Here is a 19,225-nt window from a genome sequence, read left to right as displayed (position 1 = left end):
CGACGACGCCGCCGGCGTCCGTCGCCACCGCCCGCACCGCGGTGCGGGCGACGAGCCGTGCGCCTCCGGCGACGGCCTCGGCCACGAGATCGGCGACCAGCGGCGGGAGATCGACCCATCCCTCCCCGGGATTGACGATCGCCCCTTCCTCGGCGACCGCGCCGGGACGGACGTCGGGGGCGTGCTCGGCGATCCGATTCCTCGGCACCCAGATCGCGTCGTACCCCCGCGAGCGCTCCCGCGCGAAGGTCGGCTGCAGACTGGATCCCGGTCTCGCCCACTTGATCGCCCCGTCGAACCGGAGGTGGTCGGCGCTGTCCGGATGCCGCGCGGCCCAGGTCCGGTAGCGATCGATGCCGAGCAGCCGCAGCCGGTGATACGCCTCCGACCGCTCCCCCGAGGAGTTCAGCCACGACAGCGATCGACCCGACGCACCGTCGGCGAGGTCGCCGGAGGTCACGAGGGTCACCGCCATTCCCCGACGGGCCAGGTGAGCGGCGGCCGAGGCCCCGAGGATGCCGCCGCCGACGACCACGACGCGGTGCGGTCTCGTGGCGTTCATTGCTTCCTTCGTCGGCGGACGCGGACGACGCCAGTCTGGGGGCAGCGCCCGGACGAGCGCAAGGCCGCGCCTCCCCCGCCGCGCCCGAGTGGGTCCCGTCGCCGGCGCAGACGCAGGACGGCGAGGCGGAGGCGACGCTTCACCCGCGCGGCGCGCTCCGACGCCTAGCACCCGGCCCGGGCCGGGGGCAATCCGGGCGCGGAAGGGCGGGCCGGCGCGTAGCGTACCCGCAACGCCCCGGCGGATCGCCGACGATCCGCCTCGCCGGAGAGGAGACCGATCATGACGAACAACCCGATGGTGCCCCTGGTCCCGGAGGACCCGGACGACGACGAGACCGTCCCCGACGCCGCGCTGCGGGAGGAGGACGGCAGGGAGACGCTCGATCCGGACGCCGCCGACGAGCTCGTCGACAGCGCCGAGGCCGACCGGATCGCCGCCGAGGGAGACGTCGACTGACCGGAGGTCCGGGCGACGAATCTGCGCGCCCGGGAATCAGGGAAATCCCGTATACCGGACTTCAGCGAATTCACAGTGTGCGATTCTGAGCGCAGCGACGCCCCCGTCGCGCCCTTCGTTCGACTGGAGCACACATGACCGTTCCCACGACCGTCAAGGTCGCCTTCTGGATCTTCCTCCTCGGAGCCCTGCTGGACATCGCCCTCTCGATCATCGGGGTGGCCGGGAGCTCCTTCATCGCCGCCGCCGGTGGGGCGTCCGGAGACGCGACCGTCGCGACGGGCGGCACCGCGCTGCTGTGGATCTCCATCGGCCAGCTCGCCATCGCCGTCATCCAGCTGATCGTGCTGTGGAAGATGAAGGCGGGCAAGAACTGGGCGCGCATCCTCATCACCGTCTTCGAGATCCTCGGGCTGTTCGTGCTGTTCAACGACCAGTCGATCTGGACCATCATCGCCGTGGCCATCGGCCTCGTCGCCGTCGTGCTGATGTGGCTCCCCGCATCCAACGACTACTTCCGCAAGACCGCCTGATCCGAGACGCGACGACGCCCCGCCCCGGTCGACCCGTCGGGGCGGGGCGTCCTGTCTCAGTGCCCCCGGACGCCGACCCGGCGCAGGGCCGCAGCGAGGCCCCGCGCTCCCAACGCCGCCGCCCCCTGGGCGCACAGACGGGCGGCGAGGGTCGCCGCGAGCATGCCTGCGGTGAGATGGCCCGGCGAGAACACCGGCAGCGACACCGCGAACAGGACGACGGCGGAGGCTGCGGCCGCCGTGAGCATGCGGCGGACCGTCGGACCAGGACGCCCTCTCAGAACCGCGTCAAAGGCGACCGCGCCGCTGAGGAACACGACGAGGACGAGCGGCCCCACCGCGCTGACCGGCCACATCAGCACGCCCGCGATCCCGGCCGTGATCGTCGCGGACCAGGACGCGCCCGTCAGCAGCCGCGCGAGGAAGGGCATGACGCTGTGCACGGCCGCGATCAGCGCGTAGGCGGGCGGAAGGACAGCGGCCACCGCGGGGGTGACCGCCGACACGGTCGCCGACAGCACGGCCTGCACGGCGGCGAGCGCCGCGCAGACGAGGAGGACCCTCGTCGTCAGACGCGGGCGACGATCGGTCGCGAGGCCGGTGCGGCTCATCGGCGGTGCGTCGAGATCAGGTGCCGGTGGAACGCGACAGCCAGCGCCTCCTCGCGCGTGCGTGCGCCGAGCTTGCGGTAGACGCTCTTCCGGTGGGTCTTGACGGTGTTGACGGAGACGAACAGCTCGGCGGCGATGTCGCTCGTCGCACTGGTTCGCGAGAGCGCCTCCAGCACGGCGAGCTCCCGGTCGGTGAGCTCGGGCAGATCGGGTTCCGCGAGCAGAGACGGGCCGCCCTCGTCCACGACATCCGCCGCCCCCGTCGTGCGGAGGGACTCGACGATCGCCGCCGCGTCGACCGGCGGCAGCAGCCGGAGGGCGAGACGCTGACCGGTTCGGCGCATCGTGGCGGCGAGCTGACGCAGAACCGTCTCGGTCCGGCGATCCATCCCCGCGCGCAGCCCGACCGCGGCCTCGATGCTCAGCGCCTCGAGAGCGGTGCGGATGCTCTGGGAGCGACCGGCGATCGTCCGCAGCTCCCGTAGCGCCTCGCCGGTGCGGCTCGTCGCCAGCAGAAGTCGCGCACGGTCGACGTAGTCCTGCGGCCGTCTTCCCGTATCGCTGCGGAGGACCCGCTCCGCCGCCTCGAAGTTTCCCAGGGCGAGGTGGAGGAGCCCGCGCGACGAGGCCAGTCGCAGTCGGGCCGCGCGGGTCTGCGCCTCTGCTCCTCGGAGGGCCGCGTACTCCTCCAGTTCGGCGAGTCCCGCCGCCGGGTCTCGCCCGACGACCGCGACCAACGACTGCACGTGGGCGATCACCGTCCAGTGCTCGATGCTCCGCCGATCGTGTTCCATCGCGTCCAGGTGCGCGCGCGCCGTGGCGACGTCGAATCGTTCCAGGGCGAGCACGGCTTCGGCGATCCGATAGAAAGTGCCGGTGTACATGCGGCGCTGCTCGTCGCTCCACGGGTCTCCGCGCGCGATCATGACCGCCTCCGTCGCGTCGGTGAGGTTGCCCTGTAACGCATGAATCCCGGCCGCCATCGACAGGTTCCCGAAGCTGGAGCGCTCCGCCGTTCCGGACTCGGCGTAGCCGCGAGCGAACACATGCAGCGCCTCGGTCTCCTGCCCGCCGTAGTAGAGGCTCGTGCCCAGTTGGGAGTAGACCCGGGGGAGATAGCCGATCAGGTTGCGGCGTTCGTCGTGGATCGCGTCGAGCGCCCGCAGGGCGGCTCGAGCGGATGCGACGGAAGCCGAGCCCTGCCCCATTAGACGCAGGGCCGCACTCTCGCTCGCGAGGACGAGGGCCCGCTGGGCCGGGCTGGTCCTTGGGGAACGCGTCCGCACCCCTGTCGCGGCGAGGCCGAAGTAATAGGCCGCCTTGGTCCGGCGCAGGCTGTCGGCGTTGATCAGGATTCCCAGGGCCATGGCAAGGAGGGGGTGGCCCATGAGCTGCGAGGCGGAGAGCCGTTCCAGCGTGTCGCGACTGCGCTGACGGCCATCGTCCTTGAGCAGATCGAACCAACCGATGCGAAGGATGTCGACGGCCAGATCGAGGTCATCCGCATCCACCGCTGCGCGGAGCGCCTCCCCGAGCTCTCCTCGCGCCACCGCATCCCGAATCGTCACCTGGGCGCCTGCGGGCAGGCTGGCGAGGAGCTCCGGCGACACTGGATCGGGTCGGTGTCGCGGCGCGTCGCGAGGGTCTGTGATCGTCATTGTTTCGTCGGGGTGAGAATGTGGTCCACCCCCCAGAAAGGACCGATCGCCACCATGCTAGTGCGCACGCCTCATCTCGAGGATCGCTGCGCTCACGGCCGCGACCGGACGCCGCCTCACCGGGGGGGAGGGAGGCGGCGTCCGGTCAGGACGCGGTCAGCGGGTGACCGCGTCGTCCTGTCGACGGCGGCGGATGCCGATCAGCATCGCCCCCGCGATCAGGAGTCCACCGGCGAGGACTCCCAGTCCCCAACCGAGCACCCCGCCGGTGATCGCGAGCGGAGGCGTCGGGGGCACCTCGTGCTCGGTCTCGCAGACGCCCGCCGGATCGCAGATCGCGCGGACGTCCGGGCTCGTGACGACGTTGCGCAGCTCGGCCGGACCGGCAGAGGTCACCGTGACCGAGTACGTCACCGTCACCGTCTGGCCCACCGCCAGGTCGCCCTTCCAGGTGAGCGTGTCGCCCACTCGGGTCACGGCCCCGCTGCTGGCGGTCGCGTCGTCGTTCCATGACGCGTCGTCCAGGACGTCGGAGAGGTCGTCGACCACGATCGCGTCCGCGACCGCCCCGTCGCCGCGCTGGGCGACCGTGAGCGTGTAGGTGACGCGGTCGCCGAGCGCGACCTCCGTGCCCGACGCCGGGTCGGCGGTCTTGGCGTAGACGTATCCGCCGGTCTTGTGGATCGTCCGGCAGTCCTCCGTGCCGTCCGGCGCCGGGACGCACTCGCCCGCGGGAGACGGCGAGGTCACCACGTTGGCGAGCGTCGTGTTCCCCGAGCCCGTGACCGTCACGGAGTACGTGATGGTGACCACATCGCCCGGCGCCAGGTCGCCGGACCAGGACAGGGTCGCCCCGTCCACGGCGGCCGTCCCGGCGCTCGCCGCGACGTCGCCGTTGTAGTCGGCGTCGTCGATCACGTCCGACAGGTCGTCCACCAGGGAAGCCGCCACCGAGGCCGGCCCCTCCTGGGCGACCGTGACCGTGTAGGTCACGACGTCGCCGGCGCGGACGTCGGAGTTGTGCGCGGGATCGGCCATCTTCGAGTAGGTGAACCGGCCGGTCTGGTGCGTCGTGGTGCAGTCCGGGTTCTGGTCCCCGGCCGGCACGCATTCGCCGTTCTCTCCCGGCGCCACGACGTTGGTCAGGGTCATGTCGCCCGCGCCGGTCACCGTGACCGAGTACGTCACCGTCACCACCTCGCCGACCGCCAGGTCGCCCGTCCAGGTCAGCTGCTTCGCACCGGCGGCGAACGAGGCCGTTCCGGCCGACGCGACCGTGTCGTCATTCCAGGTCGCGTCGTCCAGGACCGCGGTGAGGTCGTCGACGAACGTCGCACCCTCGACCGCACCCGGGCCCCGCTGTGCCACCGTCACCGTGTAGGTGATCGTGTCGCCCACCGCGACCGTGCTGCCCGGAGCCGCGACCGCGGTCTTGGACACCGTGTAGTCACCGGTCTGGTGGGTCGTCGTGCAGGATCCCTCGTCCGCGCATCCGTCGCTGGTGACGACGTTGCGCAGGGTCATGTCGCCCGCGCCGGTCACCGTGACGGAGTAGGTCACGGTCACCACCTGGCCGACCTTCAGGTCCCCGGACCAGGTCACCGCCGGCGCACCATACGAGACCGTGCCGGCGCTGGCCGCGAGGTCGTCGTTCCACGCCGCGTCGTCCAGCACTGCGGTGAGGTCGTCCCTGAAGGACGCTCCGGCCACGGCCGCCTCGCCGACCTGGGACACCGTGACCGTGTACTCGATCACGTCGCCCGCCTGCACATCGGACCCGGAGGCGGGATCACTCGTCTTCACCGTCTCGTACCGCCCGGTCTTGTGCTCGGTCTCGCAGTCCGCGGCCGACTCGCAGCCCGGGGACTGCACGGTGTTGCCGATCAGCGTGTCGCCGGCGGCGGTCACCGTCACCGAGTACGTGACGGTCGCCACGTCGCCCGGCCCCAGGTCGCCCGTCCAGCTGATGACGCCCGTCGCCGGGTCGTACGTCGCCGTGCCGTTGTCGGCGGCGAGGTCGTCGTTGTAGACCGCGTCGTCGAGGACGTTCGCGAGGTCGTCGGTGAAGAACTGGCCGACCACGCGTCCTTCGCCGGACTGCGTCACGGTGACGGTGTACGTGATCACGTCGCCGATCTTCACGTCCGTCCCCGGAGCCGGGTCGCTCGTCTTCACCGTCGTGTAGGTGGCGGTGAAGTGCTCGGTCTCGCACGTGTCCTGCGACGCGCAGCCGTCGCTGGCGACGACGTTGTGCAGGTGCGTGTCACCGGCGGCGGTCACGGTCACCGAGTAGGTGATCGTCACCACCTGGCCGACCGCCAGGTCTCCCGACCAGGTCAGGGTCGCCGTCGCCGGGTCGAAGCCGGCCGTGCCCGCCGAGGCGGTCAGGTCGCCGTTCCAGGTCGCGTCGTCCAGCACGTCCGACAGGTCGTCGGTCAGGGAGGCGCCGGTGAAGGCTCCCCCGCCGACCTGCGAGACCGTCAGGGTGTACGCGATGGTGTCCCCCTCGGCGACGTTCGAGCCGTCCGCCGGGTCGGAGGACTTCACCACGGTGTAGTCCGCGACCGGGTGCTCCGTCGCGCAGTCGGCGGCCTCGACGCAGCCCGGGCTCGTCACCTGGTTGCCGACGCGGTAGTCACCGTCCGCCGCGAGCGCGGCCGAGTCCTTGACCGTCACCGAGTAGGTGATGGTCGCCGCCTCCCCGACCGGGACGGTGCCGTTCCAGGACAGCACGTCGCCCGTCACCGTGGCCGTGCCGATCGACGCGGTCACGTCGCCGTTGTAGACGGCGTCGTCGAGCACGTTCGCGAGGGTGTCCGTGAACTCCGCGATCGCGGGCACGTCGCCCTCCTGCGTCACGGTCACCGCGTACGTGATCGTGTCACCGGGCTTCACCGTCGCGCCCGACGCCGGGTCCGACGACTTCACCGTCGTGTAATTCGTCACCACGACCCCAGCAGGGTCGCAGAGGATCGTCGGCGCCTCGGCGTCAGGCGGGCTCGCCGCCGTCCCGCAGGCCGTGTTCACGACGTTCCCGCCGCCGGTCATGACCGCGGTGTACTCGTGCACCTCCTGCTCGCCGCGGGCCAGGCGCTCGACCGTGAAGGAACCGGACGGGAACAGGTCATCCGTGATCTCGAGGTCGGTGACCGTGCCTTGACCGATGTTCTCCACAACGATCCGGTACGGCACCTCATCGCCCACGCGATAGGCAGGGAAGTCTGCCAGGGTGTTCGCGTCGTGCCAGTTTCCCTCAGCGTCTTGCACGAACTTCTTGAGGCTCACCGCGTAACAGCTCGCGATTTCGGTGACGGCGGACGAGAGCATGGGCAGCGCGGTGTGACCGGCCCACGAGCTCGCCGAGTTCACCAGGATCTGACCGGGCTTGTTGTCACCGGGCGCCGGGGCCTGGCAGTTCGCACCCGACGCCGTCGTGTAAGCGATGCGAATCGTCTGCGTCGCACCGGGGTCGAGCCGCGGCCCGATCACCCGGACCGCGGTCGGGTTCGCCATCGCGGTCGTCGTCCATCCGACCGAGTTGCCGGCGACGGATCCCGGCGCGCCGTTCGAGGCATCACGCGGGTCGTTGCTCAGGGTCGTCAGCGGCGCGGTCGTGTAGTACACCGTCGACCCGGTAGGCGCGTCCACTCCCGTCACCGTGTAGGACCCGTCGATCGTCGTCCCGCGTCCGTCCCCGAGCGCGGGCAGGATGTCGATGGTGTCGGTGAAATCGCTGGCGACGGGATCCTGCGAGCTGATCGTCAGAACCCACGCCGAGCTGTCGCCGTCGAAGGAGAGGAGGTTCGCTTCCGCCGACTTTCCGAAGACCGTCGCGGAGGCGCTGGGGACCGTGACCGTCGCGGACGCCTGTCGGCCCGGAGTGTTCGACGGGCGGTTGTCTCCGGGAACGTCGATGACGGCCGTGTTGGTGAGCTGCGTCCCCGGTGCGAGCACGCTGTCCGCAGGGCGCTGGGCCTGATAGCGGATCGTCTGGAACACGTTGGCTTCGGCGTCGACGACGTCCCAGGTCAGCGTGCGACGGTCAGCGCTCACAGCGGTCGGCGCCGGCTGCGCCGAACCGTCGACGTAGACCATCCCGTCGGGCAGTGTGTCCACGACGCGGAAGGAGACCGGCGGGGGGCTGGTCACGGTGTTCTGCGCCTGAGCGCGCAGCGTATAGGTGACCGGGATGCCCGGCTGCGCGGTGGTGTCGGAGACGGACTTCTCGATCAGCCCCTGAGGACCCTGCAGCCGGAACGCGTCGCGGTGCCCGTTCATGTTCGGACCGTAGGTGCTGCCGGGCAGGTCCACTCCCCCCGGGTAGGTGCTGACGTTCACATACCCGTTCAGGGTCGGGTAACCGGGCCAGTGCAGCGCCGGGTCCAACGGCGAGTTGAAGGCGCCGATCGTCCAGCCTTCTCCGCTCGTCGGGGCATTCTGATCGATGTGCCCGAACGCCCGCAGGAACGCGTACCCTCTGCTGGAACGCGGGCGGTCGACCGTCGGGTCCCAGGTCATCTTGACCGCGGTGACACCGGCCGGGAGCGTCATGAGGATGTCGCTTCCGATGCGCGGATCGTCCAGCGTCTTGCCTGCCGGAGGCACGACCTCGACCCACTTCGCGCTCGGTGCGGTGTCCCCGCACGTCTCGGTCTTGGTGTCGATCGACTGGGTCGTGTAGAAGAAGCGGGCCGTCGTGTAGGTGAGGTAGCTCAGACCAGGGTCCCATCCGCCGCCGTCGAACGAGGTCGCCACGAACGACGGGTTCTGTGACATCGTGCAGATCCCCGCGAGCTGTTCTCCGCCCGGTCCCTGATACGAGTTCCACATCGCGCTGTTGGCCTGGTGATACAGCGGCAGGGTGGTCTGAGCGGTGCCGTTGGCGACTGCCTCGTCCCAATCCGCCCTGTCATCGATGCCCGGCTGCGGAAGCGGAACTCCCTGGCTCGTCCCCGGGCTCACCCAGAGGTTCGCGTCCCAGGCCGAGCGCGAGTTCGCCGGGGTGCCGTTCCACGAGTTGCTGAACCCTCCCGGCGGGACGAGGGTCGTGTCGGATGCGTTGTTGGCGGGGTCACCGTCGGGCGCAGAGCTCCCGTCCGTGAACGAGAACGGGCCCGGCGCTGCGGTGAAGGTGAAGTTCGTGATCTGCGACACCTGGGCGGGGATGCTGAACTCGACGGTTCCGGACGCGACGTACGAGCCGTTCCCGGGCAGGGGCTGCCCCAGGCTGTCGTTGGACGGAGTCTGGACGAGGGTGTAGTCGAGATCGGACAGCGAAACGGTGTAGTTCGTTCCCGCACCGCTGACAGCGCACGTCGGGAAGTTCGTGCGGTCGCTCTGAGCGGAGTCGGAGAAAGGCTGACCCGTCGACCGTGAGGAGGAGTCGATCGGTCGGCAGCTCTCCCATTGGAGACCGTTGACGGCGGAGGGAACGTTGGATCCGACCGTCACCGGAAACGAGTACGTGTCCGGTCCCGGAATGCTCCCCGCGGCGAGGACGAGGGAGAAGTTCATCAGGACGAAGGTCCGTTCTCCGCCGGTCCGGCTGGCCTTCACCCCGCCTTGATACTGCTGCCCCGGCGCGGAGACGAGAGACAGATCCATGCCACGGCTGTACGTGATCGGCAGCGGACCCGGGTCCGCCGGCCCGGCCGCCGATGCGGCGGAGTCCGACGTGGCCGTCCCATTGATGGTGAGTTCCCCGCCGCTCGCCGAGGACCCGCGCACCGGCGTCTGGATGACGCTCGCTGTGCCTTCCTTGACCGTTCCGATGTTGCAGAGCAGGGTCGTGCCGTCGGCGGAGATCTCAGAGAGGGGCGCCACGTCCCGCGTCTTGCAGATCTCCGGGATGCTCGTGAACACGCCGTTGCCGGCGGTCAGGGTCAGCCGCACATTGTCGACCGGCTCGTTCGAGTAGGGGTCGTCGACGTCGTTGGTGTTGACGCGCCATTCGGCGATCACGGGCTGGCCGTACGGGGCCTCCGTCGGCGCCGGGTCGCCGGCCCAGACCGCGGTGATCTCGTGCGTGGACAGCGGCGCCGCCTGTGCGGCCGTTGCGGGGAGGAGAGAGCCGAGCAGGCCGGCCAGGGCCGCCACGACGCCGAGTCCTCTCCGCGTACGCGATGCGCCGGGCACCGCCCTCTTGTCGTTCGTCGCCGTGCCTGCAGGCAGCCAAGATCGTCCCACGAGTTTCCCTCCCACGCCCTGGTATCGAGCTGATCCGGCTCCTTTCTAGCCACGCGCGGGGCACCGGTGCGGGGAATTCACCCCGGCCTCACCCCGGGATGACGCCGGGATGACGTCAGGGACCGGAGCGGTATCCTTCGAAGACCGGGCACCGTGGCGAACCGGACCTCGCCCGATGCTGCGGACGCGGCGCGAGCCCGGAGGAGGGAAGGAGTGCCGACCGTCGACGATTCCACGCGCGCGTCGAGCGGACGACACGTCGGCATCCTCGTGGATGACGGACCGGTGTGGCGAACCGCCGCCGCCGCGATCTGGAGCGCAGCGACGGCCCACCGCGACGGCTCGGTCTCCGTGCCACCCGCGTCAGAGAGCAGGCCGATCATCGACACAGCGTTGCGGGAGCCTCACTCCGTCCTTCTGAACGCCGTCGCGGACGGCGCACCTCTCGGATTCGCCATCCTCGACGGCTGCGTGGACGCTGCCACTGTGCATTACCTGGCGGTCGACCCGGAGGCCTGGGGCCGCCGGGTCGCGACCCGTCTGCTCGACGCCGCTGCCCACCTGGCTCAGCAGAGATCCCACCCCTCCGTCGATCTGTGGGTGTATTCCGACAACACCAGGGCGGTCGAGGTCTACGAGCGCAACGGGTGGCTTCCGACGAGCGAGGTCCGTGTGCACCCGCGGTCGGGCCGCCAGGAACATCGACGCCGGCGGATGCTGTCGCGTCCGGTGGGCGGGGCGTGACGCGGTCGTCCCGTACCGTCAGTCGACGCGGCCCTCGGCCCACTCCTTGATGAGCGTGACGACGGCGCCGATCTCGCGCTCGCCCAGATGTCCCGGGAGATGGTGCACCGCACCGGGCGCGGCGATGATCCGGCTCCCGTTCTCGGGGTCCGCGCGCACGGCGCCGGCGTCGACCTGGGATCGCGGAGTCACGACGGGATCCTCGCCGAGATCACGGGAGCGCAGGTGGCGATCCGTGAGCATGAGCCCGTAGGGGCCCGCCAGCGTGCTGGCGCTGAAGCAGGCGAGGATCCGCTCCCCCGCGTCGAGCGGCATCTTCTTCGCGAACTTCGCGAAGTGCTTCGCCTGCTTCGGGTCGTCGGGGTACTTCACCGCACCGGTGAGGCCGAGCTCGCTCACCCTGCCGCGGACGTCTCCCGCCGTGGCGGGGGCGTCCGCGATCTCCTCCCCCGTGCTCCCGAGAGTCTCCAGCGTCATCGTGATCACGGCGACGAGCAGCTGGCTGAACCACTCGGCGTCCTCCTCGTCGACGAGGGAGCCGGCGGTGTCCCAGTCGTAGTCGCCGATCGCGGTCGACGCGATCGCACCGGCGGTGCCCGCGACGCCGTTCGGTCCGACGTAGAGCGGATACTGCCGCGCCTCGCCCTTGCCGAACACGAGGTCCACGCTGTCCTTGGCGATGAGCCGGCGATCGGTGACCAGGAACCCCTGCGCCTCCCTCTTGTTCGTGAACCGCGACGCGACGTCGTATCCCACCCAGATGACGGGGAGCTCGTCGTCGCCGGCGGGCGAGACGAGCATCATCTGCTGGACGGCCCGCCACAGCACGTTCTGCCCGTCCTCCCAGGTCGGATGCGCGTGCCCGGGGACGAAGACGAAGTCCTGGATGTCGGGGCGGTCCGCCGCGAGCGTCGATGCCCGTGCAGTCAGCGTCCGGAACAGGTCGGCGCGCCGCGGGGGAAGGGATGACACATACGTCTCGATGCTGTCCACGCAGAGAGCGTATCGAAGGTTGAATGAGCATTCAGCCGAGCGGGCGCGACGCGTTACGGGGAAGCACGTAGCTCCGGAGGCTCGCGGGCCGCGGCACCGGTTGAATCGAGGTGCCGAGCCACCGCGACCCCCATCACACGGAGCCCGGAACAGCCGGATCCGCCGGAGCCACCGCACAGGGGAGACCACATGACGCTCGACGACCACGCCCGCCCCTCCGCCGCCCCGACCGGCAGGCAGCTGCTGCGCGAGGCATGGCGTCACCTCAAGACCGTTCCGGGCGTGGCCGCGCTCCCCGTGCTCGGCGGGGTCGCCGGCACGGTCCTGTTCCTCCTGTTCGCGGGCCCCGGGATCGTGGCGGGCGTCGTCGCCGTCCCCGACGATCACACGCGGACGATCGTGCTCACCATCGCCGCGATCGTGGGCGCCGTGGCCGCGACGCTCGCGGTGACCTACTTCCAGGGCGCCGTCGTGAGCGCGGCGCTCCAGCAGGCGGCCGGCGAGCCCACCTCCGTCGGTCAGGCGCTGGGCGGAGCGAACCGGCGCTTCGGACGACTCCTGCAGTGGGGGTTCGTCGTCGCGTCGGTCAACGTCGTGCTGTCGCTGATCCGAGACCGCAACAACGTCTTCACCAGCATCCTCTCCGCGGCGGGCGGCCTCGCCTGGAGCGCAGCCGCCTTCCTCGCCCTGCCGGCCGTCGTGTCGGAGGGCATCGGACCCATCGCCGCCGTGAAGCAGTCGGCCACGTTGTTGAAGACGACCTGGGGCAGCGCGGTCCGGGTGACGCTGCGGTTCGGGCTGATCCTGCTCCCGGCGATCCTCGTGGCGATCCTCCTCGTCTTCGTCGGCGCGATCACGATGGGCGCGGTGAACGAGGTGGCGGGCGTCTGCATCATGGTGCTGGGCGTCCTCGTGCTCGTCTGCGCCCTCGCGTTCCTGAGCACGATCAAGGCCTACGTCACGACCCAGCTCTACCTCTACGCCTCCGGCCGCCCCACGGCCCTTCCGGCCGAGCTCGTCCGCGGAGCGGTCCGGACCGCCTGACGGCCCGTCGGCGACGGGCGACGAGTCAGTCGGGCGCGCCCGCGTAGGCCTCGTACACGGTGTCCTCGGGGAGCCCCTCCGGGAACAGCACGTCGAACGGGAGCGTCTCGCCCGTCTGACGCGGCTCGGGATGACCGACGTCGGCGCCGATGATGCGGCCCTCCGGATCCCGAGCGATCACCACGACCGTGATCGCCTGGTCCGGATCGGTGAAAGGTCCGGTGAGGACGCCGGACACGGCGGTGCGCCCGCCGGTCGGCGTCTCGGCGACGAGGTCGCTCACGGCCACCGATGCCGTCTCTGGTTCCGGCTCGTCCACGGCGCGGTCAGGATCCGGCAGGGTGACCCGGAGCTCGGCGATCTCCGCATCGCCGACACGGGTGAACGACCCGCCGACGGCGGATCGCCCCTCCGGGATGATGCGGCGGTGCGTCGCCGAGTCGACGACCTCGCCGTCCGCGTCCAGGGCGTCGATCTGCACGCCGGCGACCGGATAGATCCCCTTGTCCTCCGGGTTGTCGATCACGACGACGTACCAGAAGAAGCCCAGCTCGCCCGGCACGCGCCCGTACGCGCTGTCGGCGACGCTCAGCGACTCTCCCGCCTGCGCGGAGGGAGCCGTCGTCGGCGTGGCGGTGAGGGAGGCGATCGGTGACGACGAAGGATCCGGGGTACCGGCGGACGGCACGCACCCCGCGAGCAGACCACTGGCGGCCATCACGAGCACGAGCGAGACCAGCGCCGTCGGGCGCCCCGAGGAGACCGTGCGGTTCACCCGTTCACGGTACCTCGGTGCCGTGACGTCGTCACCGTCCGGAGGCCGTGGCGCCGGTCGGGTGATGCAGGTGCAACCAGGGATGCTCCCGCGTGAGACGAGCGCACAGCCGGTCCACGGCGGGATGCCCCGCGGCCCCGATCCACAGGGTGAACGGGAGAGGCCGGCGCGTCCCGGGCTCGGGCAGCCACTCCTCCGCCCAGCTTCCCAGCGCATCCGCCAGCACCTCGCCGGGTCGGGGAAGCCGTCCGTCCCGCGCGGGAGCGAGGTCCTGGCGCACCTGGATCGGCATGACTCCGGGCGGACCCGGCCATCCGCGGAGGGTCATCGGCCCCGCGCTCTCGATGAACACCTGCCCGTACCCGTCCAGGGGAAGGGCGCCGAGCAGCCGGTTGAGGAACGGGACGTCGGTGCCGACGCCCGCGAGGACATAGTGCTCTCGATCGAGATCGGTAGGGATCATGTCCCAAGGTTAGCCTTACCTAAATCAATCCACACCTGTCACCTGTCATCCGCCCCCGGGTCGTCGGCCGACTCCGCGCGCCGGGGCGTGTAGTGGATGGTCTGCAGCACGATGCGGCCGTCGTGGACGACGAAGCTGTCCGCGCCGTCTCCGACAGTGATCTCGTCGCTCTCCGCCGTCCACTCGAGAAACGCGTACGGACCGTCGACGAGAGTCTGGCGGTACGTGAAGGTCGCCGATCCGACCAGCCGTTGCAGTTCGGCGGCGCAGTCCCGGACGCCGGAACGGCCGCGGTAGATGCCCGACGCCGTGAGCTGGACGACGTCCTCGCCGTAGTTCTCGGTGTCGCCGTCCAGGTCGCCGTCGAGCCGTCTGCGCAGATGGTCGTGAATGACGTCGGTCGTGGTCCTCATGATCCCTCCTCCCCGAGAGGATCACGGCTCCGGGTCGGATCGGCCACCCGGTTGACACCGAAGGCAGACGGCGGGAGCGCCGCCGGCGACCACGGCGTCTATAGCGCCCCGCCGTCGTGATGTCCAGCACCTTGGCCGAGGTCGGCCGCAGCGCAAGCCTGAGGCCATGCGCGCTCTCCCGCGAGGACACCGGTGATGTCCGTTACCGTCCGCACGCTGCGCTGCACCCCGGAGGACGTGTTCCGGGTGCTCGGCGACGGCTGGATCTTCCCCTCCTGGGTCGTCGGCGCCTCCCGGATGCGGGAGGTCGACGAGGCGTGGCCCGCCCCGGGCGCCCGCCTGCACCATTCCTTCGGTGTGTGGCCGTTGCTCATCGACGACGTGACCGTCGTGGAGGAGCGCGACGAGCCGCGGCGGCTGGTCATGCGTCCGAAGGGCTGGCCGATCGGCGAGGCACGGGTCGTCATCGACGTGAAGCCCCGGGGCGACGGCTGCATCGTGCGGATCCGGGAGGAGGCCGTCGCCGGTCCCGGCCGGTTCGCGCCGCGCCCGCTCCTGGATCTGGTCCTGTCCTGGCGCAACCGCGAGACCCTGCACCGGCTCGCGTACCTCGCCGAGGGGAAGGCGACCGCCACGTCCCAGCCCTCGACCGCGGACGAGGAGATCCGCGACGGTCACCCCGCCTGATCCGGATCAGTCCGGCGCGACCATCCCGCGCCAGATCATCTCGAGCGCCGAGCGCAGCCGGGCGTTCGTGGACGGATCGTCGATGCGCTCCCCGCGGACGACGAGCTGGTAGTACGCCGCGCCGGCGATCGCATCGAAACAGGCCTCCACGTCGAGGTCCGCGCGCAGCTCCCCTCGCGCGATCCCCCGGCGCAGCGCGTTCTCCAGGGGCACACGGCGCCGCGACACGTGCGAGGCCCAGTACGCGCGCTGCAGCGCCCGGTCGGCCATGACGAGACGGATCCGCTGGCGGAACCGCTCCTCCGAGTATCCCGGCGCCGACGGGGCCACGCCGTCCGGCCCGAGCCCCAGGCTGGCGAGCACCGCCTCGCGGAGATCCTGCCCCTCCGGATACTCCGGGGGCACCTCCCTGCCGACGTCCAGCGCCTGCGCGATGAGGGTCGTGAGGGAGGGCCATCGGCGATACAGGGCGGCGCGGCTGACGCCGCCGCGCGCCACGACCCGGCTCACGGTGACGTCCTCCCCGGCATCGATGATCGCGAGCGTCGCGGCGATGATCTGGCCGTCGATCTCCGCATCGCGAGGACGACCGGGGCCTCGTCGTGCGGCCCCGGTCGCCTCGGCTGCGAGCATCGTCATGCGGCGAGCGCCCGCGACCGGAGCCGGGCGACGAGGTCGTCGGAGAGCCCCGCGGCCCGCAACGGCGCCAGCGGATCGCCGTGGCGCTCGCGAAGCATGCCGAGCAGGATCCGCATCGAGGCGTCCATCCCGTCGCCCAGCAGCGCGCTGCCGTCGTGCGCGTCCACGTCGATCCCCAGCGCGCGCCACATCGCACCCATGACGGGCTCGTTCCGGCGCATGATCGCCGGCATGTTCTCGCCGGTGCGGGCATAGTCGGCGACGATCGCCTCGTCGTCGGCCCCGAGGGCGAGCAGCAGCATCGCGGCGAGGACGCCCGTGCGGTCCCGCCCGGCGGCGCAGTGGAACGCCACCGCTCCGGGCGCGTGCGCGATGACGGCGAGGGCGGTCACCAGCGGCGCCGCGGCCCCCTCCGCCATCCGCACGTACATGGCGCCCATCGCCTCGTGGCCGAGCGCCGGCCGGTCCTCCTTCATCGACGTCCCCACGTCCGCGATCAGCGGCAGGTGGTGGTAGGCCACGGGGAGGGCACCGAGCGGCCCGCGTCCGGTGACCGATGCCTCGAGGGGCGAGCGCAGGTCGATCACGGCGGCGAGGCCGTCGGCGACCAGCCGGTCCGCCACCTCCTCCGTGGCATAGGCCAGGTCGTCGGTGCGGATGGCGACGCCGCGGCGCAGCACGCCGCCGTCGATCCGGATGCCGCCGAGGTCGCGGAGGTTGACGGGGGCGCTCAGGGGCACGGCGGGGGTGGTGTCGACGACGGTCATGTGATCCTCCTTCGGATGAGGGCGCTGCCCTGGTCGATCAGCGTGACCAGCACGATGATGCAGATGATGATGGCGCTGAGGTGGCCGTAGTCGTACATGCGCATGGCGGTGGTGAGCTCGAGGCCGATGCCGCCCGCGCCGACGAGGCCGAGGATGGTGGCCCCGCGGACGTTCCCCTCGAACAGCAGCAGGGTGTACGAGGTGAGCAGCGGCGCCGCCTGCGGCAGGACTCCGTACTGGATCACCTGCCTCTTCGAGGCGCCGACGGCCTGCATCGCGGTCACCGGTCCGCGGTCGACCTGCTCCATCGCCTCCGCGAAGATCTTGCCGATCGACCCGAGGGACCCGAGCGTCATGGCCAGGATCCCCGCGAACGGCCCGAGGCCCACCGCGGAGACGAACATCAGCGCGAAGACCAGATCGGGCACCGACCGGATGATGTTCATCACCCAGCGCGTCGGGTAGTAGAGCCAGCGCGGGGCGATGTTCGACGCCGCTCCGAACGCGACCACCAGCGAGAGCACGGCGCCGAGAACCGTCCCCACGACGGCCATCTGGAACGTCTCCAGCAGCAGCGACAGGATCGTGCCGATCTTCGAGAAGTCGGGCGGGAAGAGCCGCGAGAGGAACTCTCCCATGTTCACCGCGCCGTCGCCGAGCTTCACGAAGTCGAAGCCTGCGCCCTGGAAGGACCAGATCAGCACCAGGAGGGCGACGGGCAGCCCCAGGAGGAACCGGGTGCGGGGCACGCGGAAGGCGCTCTCGAGCCGTCGGCGCTCGGCGGGGTCGAGTGCTGTCGCTGCGGTGCGGGCCGGCGCGTCAACGCTCATCGCCGTGCTCCTCGCTGTCGTAGAGCGGTGCCAGCGCCGCGGCGTCGAGACGCGTCGTGGCGTCCGACACGATCATCCGCCCCTGCCGCAGGCCCACGATGCGGTCGCTGTGGGCGAGGGCGAGGGGCAGCACGTGCAGGCTGACGAGCACGGGGATCCCGTCCTCGGTCGCGATCCGTCGCAGCAGTTCCAGCACCGAGTCGGCGAGCCGCGGATCCAGGGAGGCGACGGGCTCGTCCGCCAGGATCACCTTCGGCTGCTGCATGAGGGCGCGGGCGATCGCGACCCGCTGCTGCTGTCCGCCGGAGAGGGAGCGCGCCGGCGCCGTGGCCTTGTGCGCGATGCCGACGCGGTCGAGCAGGTCCAGGGCACGGGTGCGGTCCGCGCGGGAGAAGCCGCCGACGAGGTTCACCGGTCCGGCGCCGTGCAGCGCGCCCGTGAGCACGTTCGTCAGCACGCTCAGCCGCGGGATGAGGTGGAACTGCTGGAAGACCTGGCCGACGTCCGCGCGCAGCCGGCGCAGTTCGCCGCGACGGAGGTTCACGACGTCGTGGCCCGCGACGCGCACGGTGCCGGACGAGACCGGGGCGAAGCCGGTGAGGCTCCGCATCAGCGTCGACTTGCCCGAGCCGGACGCGCCGAGCAGCGCCACCGTCTCCCCGGCGAACAGGTCCAGGTCCACGCCGTCGAGCACGGCGGTCCCGTCGTAGGCGACGCCGAGGCCGCGGACGCTCACCCGCGGCAGCGCGTGGCGCACCTCCGCGGTGGGCGTGCGCTCGGCCACGACCGGAGCCGACGAGCGGACGGGGACCCCCGGGCCGGAGATGTTCGCCTCCGACCCGTCGATGCGCACCGTCGTCACTTCAGATCCTTCAGCTCGACGCCCGCGACGCCCGCGATCTCGGCGAAGGACGCGTAGGTGGACGCCTCCGGGGCCACGGTCTGCTCCAGGGTCGCGAAGCTGCCCATCGCGCCCAGGCGCTCGGCGTTCTCCGGCGAGAAGACCGCGGCGATGCCGTCCGCGATCACGGTCCGCGTCTCCTCGTCGAGCGACTGGCGCCCGAGCACCGTGCCCTGGACGGCCATCGACGGGCTCTCGCCCACGGCGCGCCACTCGCCGTCGGCGAACGGGAACATCGGGGCGCCCAGCTGGGTGAGCATGATGGCGGTGCAGGCGGCGTCGACCTGTCCCTGCGCGAGGGCGGCGAAGGACCCCTCGTGACCGCCGGCGAAGATCGCCTCGTAGTCCTCGCCCTGCTCCAGCCCCGCCTCGTGCAGCATGTAGACGGGCATGAAGTAGCCGGAGCTCGACGCCTGGTCCGCGAAGGCCACGGTCTTGCCCTTCAGGTCCTCGGGCTTCTGCACGGGCGAGTCCTTCAGGACGACGCAGGTGGAGACGGGCTTGTCGTCGCCGCGGAAGGCCACGAGCGGGTCGACCTCGCCGGTGTTGACCGCGAGCGCGGAGGGGAACCCGCTCATGATCCCGATGTCGACGTGGTCGGCGCGGATCGCCTCGACCACGCTGAGGTAGTCCGGGACGTCGGTGACCTCCACCGCGCGGCCGGTGGCCTCCTCGAAGAGCTCGGCGAAGACCTCGATCGGGTTCTCCGCGGTGGGGTCCTCCCCGATCGGGAGGGTGGCGATGGTGATGGGGGCGTCGGAATCGGCGGGGGCGGCCTGGGCGGTGGCGCCCTGGCAGCCGGTGAGGGCGAGAGCGGCGACGCCGAGGAGGCCCACGGCGGGCAGGGTGAAGCGGCGCATGATGACCTTTCGGGAGGAGGGTGCCTCGCCATTGCGAGATCACCGGTATTCCAACTCCGGAAGGTGACGGGGAATTACGAGACCGGCGTACCGCGAACGG

At 71.1% G+C, this 19,225-nt stretch carries 18 protein-coding genes; 5 read left to right on the top strand and 13 right to left on the bottom strand.

What is annotated here, in order from left to right:
- The coding region (locus MR1_RS09510) for an NAD(P)/FAD-dependent oxidoreductase (protein ID WP_157517996.1) at nucleotides 1–562 on the bottom strand (562 nt) is incomplete at its 3' end.
- A gap of 282 nt (nucleotides 563–844) precedes the next feature.
- Between MR1_RS09510 and MR1_RS20085 the strand changes: the two genes are divergently transcribed.
- Both MR1_RS20085 and MR1_RS09505 read left to right on the top strand, forming a co-directional pair.
- Nucleotides 845–1,021 (top strand): hypothetical protein, encoded by a 177-nt coding sequence (locus MR1_RS20085; protein ID WP_169797674.1) that lies wholly within the window; start codon nucleotides 845–847, stop codon nucleotides 1,019–1,021.
- 134 nt (nucleotides 1,022–1,155) lie between these two features.
- Entirely contained in the window at nucleotides 1,156–1,554 is a 399-nt protein-coding gene (locus tag MR1_RS09505) for a hypothetical protein (protein WP_067245470.1), read from the top strand.
- Between the two features lie 56 nt (nucleotides 1,555–1,610).
- On the opposite strand, the gene MR1_RS09500 is transcribed toward MR1_RS09505, so the two are convergent.
- The 3 genes from MR1_RS09500 to MR1_RS09490 form a co-directional block, all read right to left on the bottom strand.
- Nucleotides 1,611–2,165: a hypothetical protein gene (locus MR1_RS09500; protein WP_067245467.1), complete on the bottom strand. Its 555-nt coding sequence runs from the start codon at nucleotides 2,163–2,165 to the stop codon at nucleotides 1,611–1,613.
- Nucleotides 2,162–3,733 carry a LuxR family transcriptional regulator gene (locus MR1_RS09495; protein ID WP_169797673.1) on the bottom strand — a complete coding sequence of 524 codons (1,572 nt, stop codon included), beginning with the start codon at nucleotides 3,731–3,733 and terminating at the stop codon, nucleotides 2,162–2,164. The genes MR1_RS09500 and MR1_RS09495 overlap by 4 nt, the downstream gene beginning before the upstream one ends.
- 246 nt (nucleotides 3,734–3,979) lie before the next feature.
- Nucleotides 3,980–9,919 carry a DUF7927 domain-containing protein gene (locus tag MR1_RS09490; RefSeq protein ID WP_067245462.1) on the bottom strand — a complete coding sequence of 1,980 codons (5,940 nt, stop codon included), beginning with the start codon at nucleotides 9,917–9,919 and terminating at the stop codon, nucleotides 3,980–3,982.
- A gap of 303 nt (nucleotides 9,920–10,222) precedes the next feature.
- Between MR1_RS09490 and MR1_RS09485 the strand changes: the two genes are divergently transcribed.
- On the top strand, nucleotides 10,223–10,753 hold the full coding sequence (locus MR1_RS09485; protein ID WP_067245460.1) for a GNAT family N-acetyltransferase: 531 nt from the start codon (nucleotides 10,223–10,225) through the stop codon (nucleotides 10,751–10,753).
- 18 nt (nucleotides 10,754–10,771) lie between these two features.
- Here MR1_RS09485 and MR1_RS09480 read toward each other — a convergent pair whose 3' ends face one another.
- A complete protein-coding gene (locus MR1_RS09480) occupies nucleotides 10,772–11,746 on the bottom strand; it encodes a hypothetical protein (protein ID WP_067245458.1) in 975 nt (324 codons plus the stop codon).
- Between the two features lie 189 nt (nucleotides 11,747–11,935).
- Here MR1_RS09480 and MR1_RS09475 point away from each other — a divergent pair, with 189 nt between their 5' ends.
- Nucleotides 11,936–12,790, top strand: coding sequence for a DUF6159 family protein (locus MR1_RS09475; RefSeq protein ID WP_067245456.1), 855 nt, complete (start codon nucleotides 11,936–11,938; stop codon nucleotides 12,788–12,790).
- A gap of 25 nt (nucleotides 12,791–12,815) precedes the next feature.
- On the opposite strand, the gene MR1_RS09470 is transcribed toward MR1_RS09475, so the two are convergent.
- The 3 genes from MR1_RS09470 to MR1_RS09460 are packed head-to-tail and all read right to left on the bottom strand — an operon-like array spanning nucleotide 12,816 to nucleotide 14,441.
- Complete coding sequence (locus MR1_RS09470; protein WP_067245454.1) at nucleotides 12,816–13,565, bottom strand: hypothetical protein; 750 nt, start codon at nucleotides 13,563–13,565, stop codon at nucleotides 12,816–12,818.
- Between the two features lie 31 nt (nucleotides 13,566–13,596).
- A complete protein-coding gene (locus MR1_RS09465; RefSeq protein ID WP_067245452.1) occupies nucleotides 13,597–14,028 on the bottom strand; it encodes a hypothetical protein in 432 nt (143 codons plus the stop codon).
- Nucleotides 14,029–14,066: 38 nt separating this feature from the next.
- Nucleotides 14,067–14,441: a nuclear transport factor 2 family protein gene (locus MR1_RS09460; RefSeq protein WP_067245449.1), complete on the bottom strand. Its 375-nt coding sequence runs from the start codon at nucleotides 14,439–14,441 to the stop codon at nucleotides 14,067–14,069.
- 195 nt (nucleotides 14,442–14,636) lie between these two features.
- Between MR1_RS09460 and MR1_RS09455 the strand changes: the two genes are divergently transcribed.
- On the top strand, nucleotides 14,637–15,128 hold the full coding sequence (locus MR1_RS09455) for an SRPBCC family protein (protein WP_067245446.1): 492 nt from the start codon (nucleotides 14,637–14,639) through the stop codon (nucleotides 15,126–15,128).
- Nucleotides 15,129–15,134: 6 nt separating this feature from the next.
- On the opposite strand, the gene MR1_RS09450 is transcribed toward MR1_RS09455, so the two are convergent.
- Genes MR1_RS09450 through phnD form a run of 5 tightly spaced genes read right to left on the bottom strand, consistent with a single transcriptional unit; the run spans nucleotide 15,135 to nucleotide 19,125 of the window.
- Nucleotides 15,135–15,767: a TetR-like C-terminal domain-containing protein gene (locus tag MR1_RS09450; protein WP_067245443.1), complete on the bottom strand. Its 633-nt coding sequence runs from the start codon at nucleotides 15,765–15,767 to the stop codon at nucleotides 15,135–15,137.
- Nucleotides 15,764–16,534, bottom strand: a complete 771-nt coding sequence (locus MR1_RS09445; protein WP_067245441.1) for a tyrosine-protein phosphatase — start codon at nucleotides 16,532–16,534, stop codon at nucleotides 15,764–15,766. Before MR1_RS09445 ends, MR1_RS09450 begins: the two co-directional genes overlap by 4 nt.
- Nucleotides 16,531–17,364, bottom strand: coding sequence for a phosphonate ABC transporter, permease protein PhnE (phnE, locus tag MR1_RS09440; RefSeq protein WP_067245433.1), 834 nt, complete (start codon nucleotides 17,362–17,364; stop codon nucleotides 16,531–16,533). The genes MR1_RS09445 and phnE overlap by 4 nt, the downstream gene beginning before the upstream one ends.
- Nucleotides 17,354–18,226 carry a phosphonate ABC transporter ATP-binding protein gene (locus MR1_RS09435; RefSeq protein ID WP_255218121.1) on the bottom strand — a complete coding sequence of 291 codons (873 nt, stop codon included), beginning with the start codon at nucleotides 18,224–18,226 and terminating at the stop codon, nucleotides 17,354–17,356. The genes phnE and MR1_RS09435 overlap by 11 nt, the downstream gene beginning before the upstream one ends.
- A complete protein-coding gene (gene phnD, locus MR1_RS09430) occupies nucleotides 18,223–19,125 on the bottom strand; it encodes a phosphate/phosphite/phosphonate ABC transporter substrate-binding protein (RefSeq protein WP_067245432.1) in 903 nt (300 codons plus the stop codon). The genes MR1_RS09435 and phnD overlap by 4 nt, the downstream gene beginning before the upstream one ends.
- Nucleotides 19,126–19,225: the final 100 nt, after the last annotated feature.

Source organism: Microbacterium resistens NBRC 103078 (assembly GCF_001552355.1).
Taxonomy (GTDB): Bacteria; Actinomycetota; Actinomycetes; order Actinomycetales; family Microbacteriaceae; genus Microbacterium; species Microbacterium resistens.
Note: the sequence above shows the minus strand (reverse complement) of the source record. Positions and strands in the feature narration are given on the sequence as shown.

Coding starts and splice junctions, on each gene's coding strand:
- MR1_RS20085 (WP_169797674.1), top strand. CDS start 845: ATGACGAACAACCCGATGGTGCCCCTGGTCCCGGAGGACCCGGACGAC.
- MR1_RS09505 (WP_067245470.1), top strand. CDS start 1,156: ATGACCGTTCCCACGACCGTCAAGGTCGCCTTCTGGATCTTCCTCCTC.
- MR1_RS09500 (WP_067245467.1), bottom strand. CDS start 2,165: ATGAGCCGCACCGGCCTCGCGACCGATCGTCGCCCGCGTCTGACGACG.
- MR1_RS09475 (WP_067245456.1), top strand. CDS start 11,936: ATGACGCTCGACGACCACGCCCGCCCCTCCGCCGCCCCGACCGGCAGG.
- MR1_RS09465 (WP_067245452.1), bottom strand. CDS start 14,028: ATGATCCCTACCGATCTCGATCGAGAGCACTATGTCCTCGCGGGCGTC.
- MR1_RS09460 (WP_067245449.1), bottom strand. CDS start 14,441: ATGAGGACCACGACCGACGTCATTCACGACCATCTGCGCAGACGGCTC.
- MR1_RS09455 (WP_067245446.1), top strand. CDS start 14,637: ATGTCCGTTACCGTCCGCACGCTGCGCTGCACCCCGGAGGACGTGTTC.
- MR1_RS09450 (WP_067245443.1), bottom strand. CDS start 15,767: ATGACGATGCTCGCAGCCGAGGCGACCGGGGCCGCACGACGAGGCCCC.
- MR1_RS09445 (WP_067245441.1), bottom strand. CDS start 16,534: ATGACCGTCGTCGACACCACCCCCGCCGTGCCCCTGAGCGCCCCCGTC.
- phnE (WP_067245433.1), bottom strand. CDS start 17,364: ATGAGCGTTGACGCGCCGGCCCGCACCGCAGCGACAGCACTCGACCCC.
- phnD (WP_067245432.1), bottom strand. CDS start 19,125: ATGCGCCGCTTCACCCTGCCCGCCGTGGGCCTCCTCGGCGTCGCCGCT.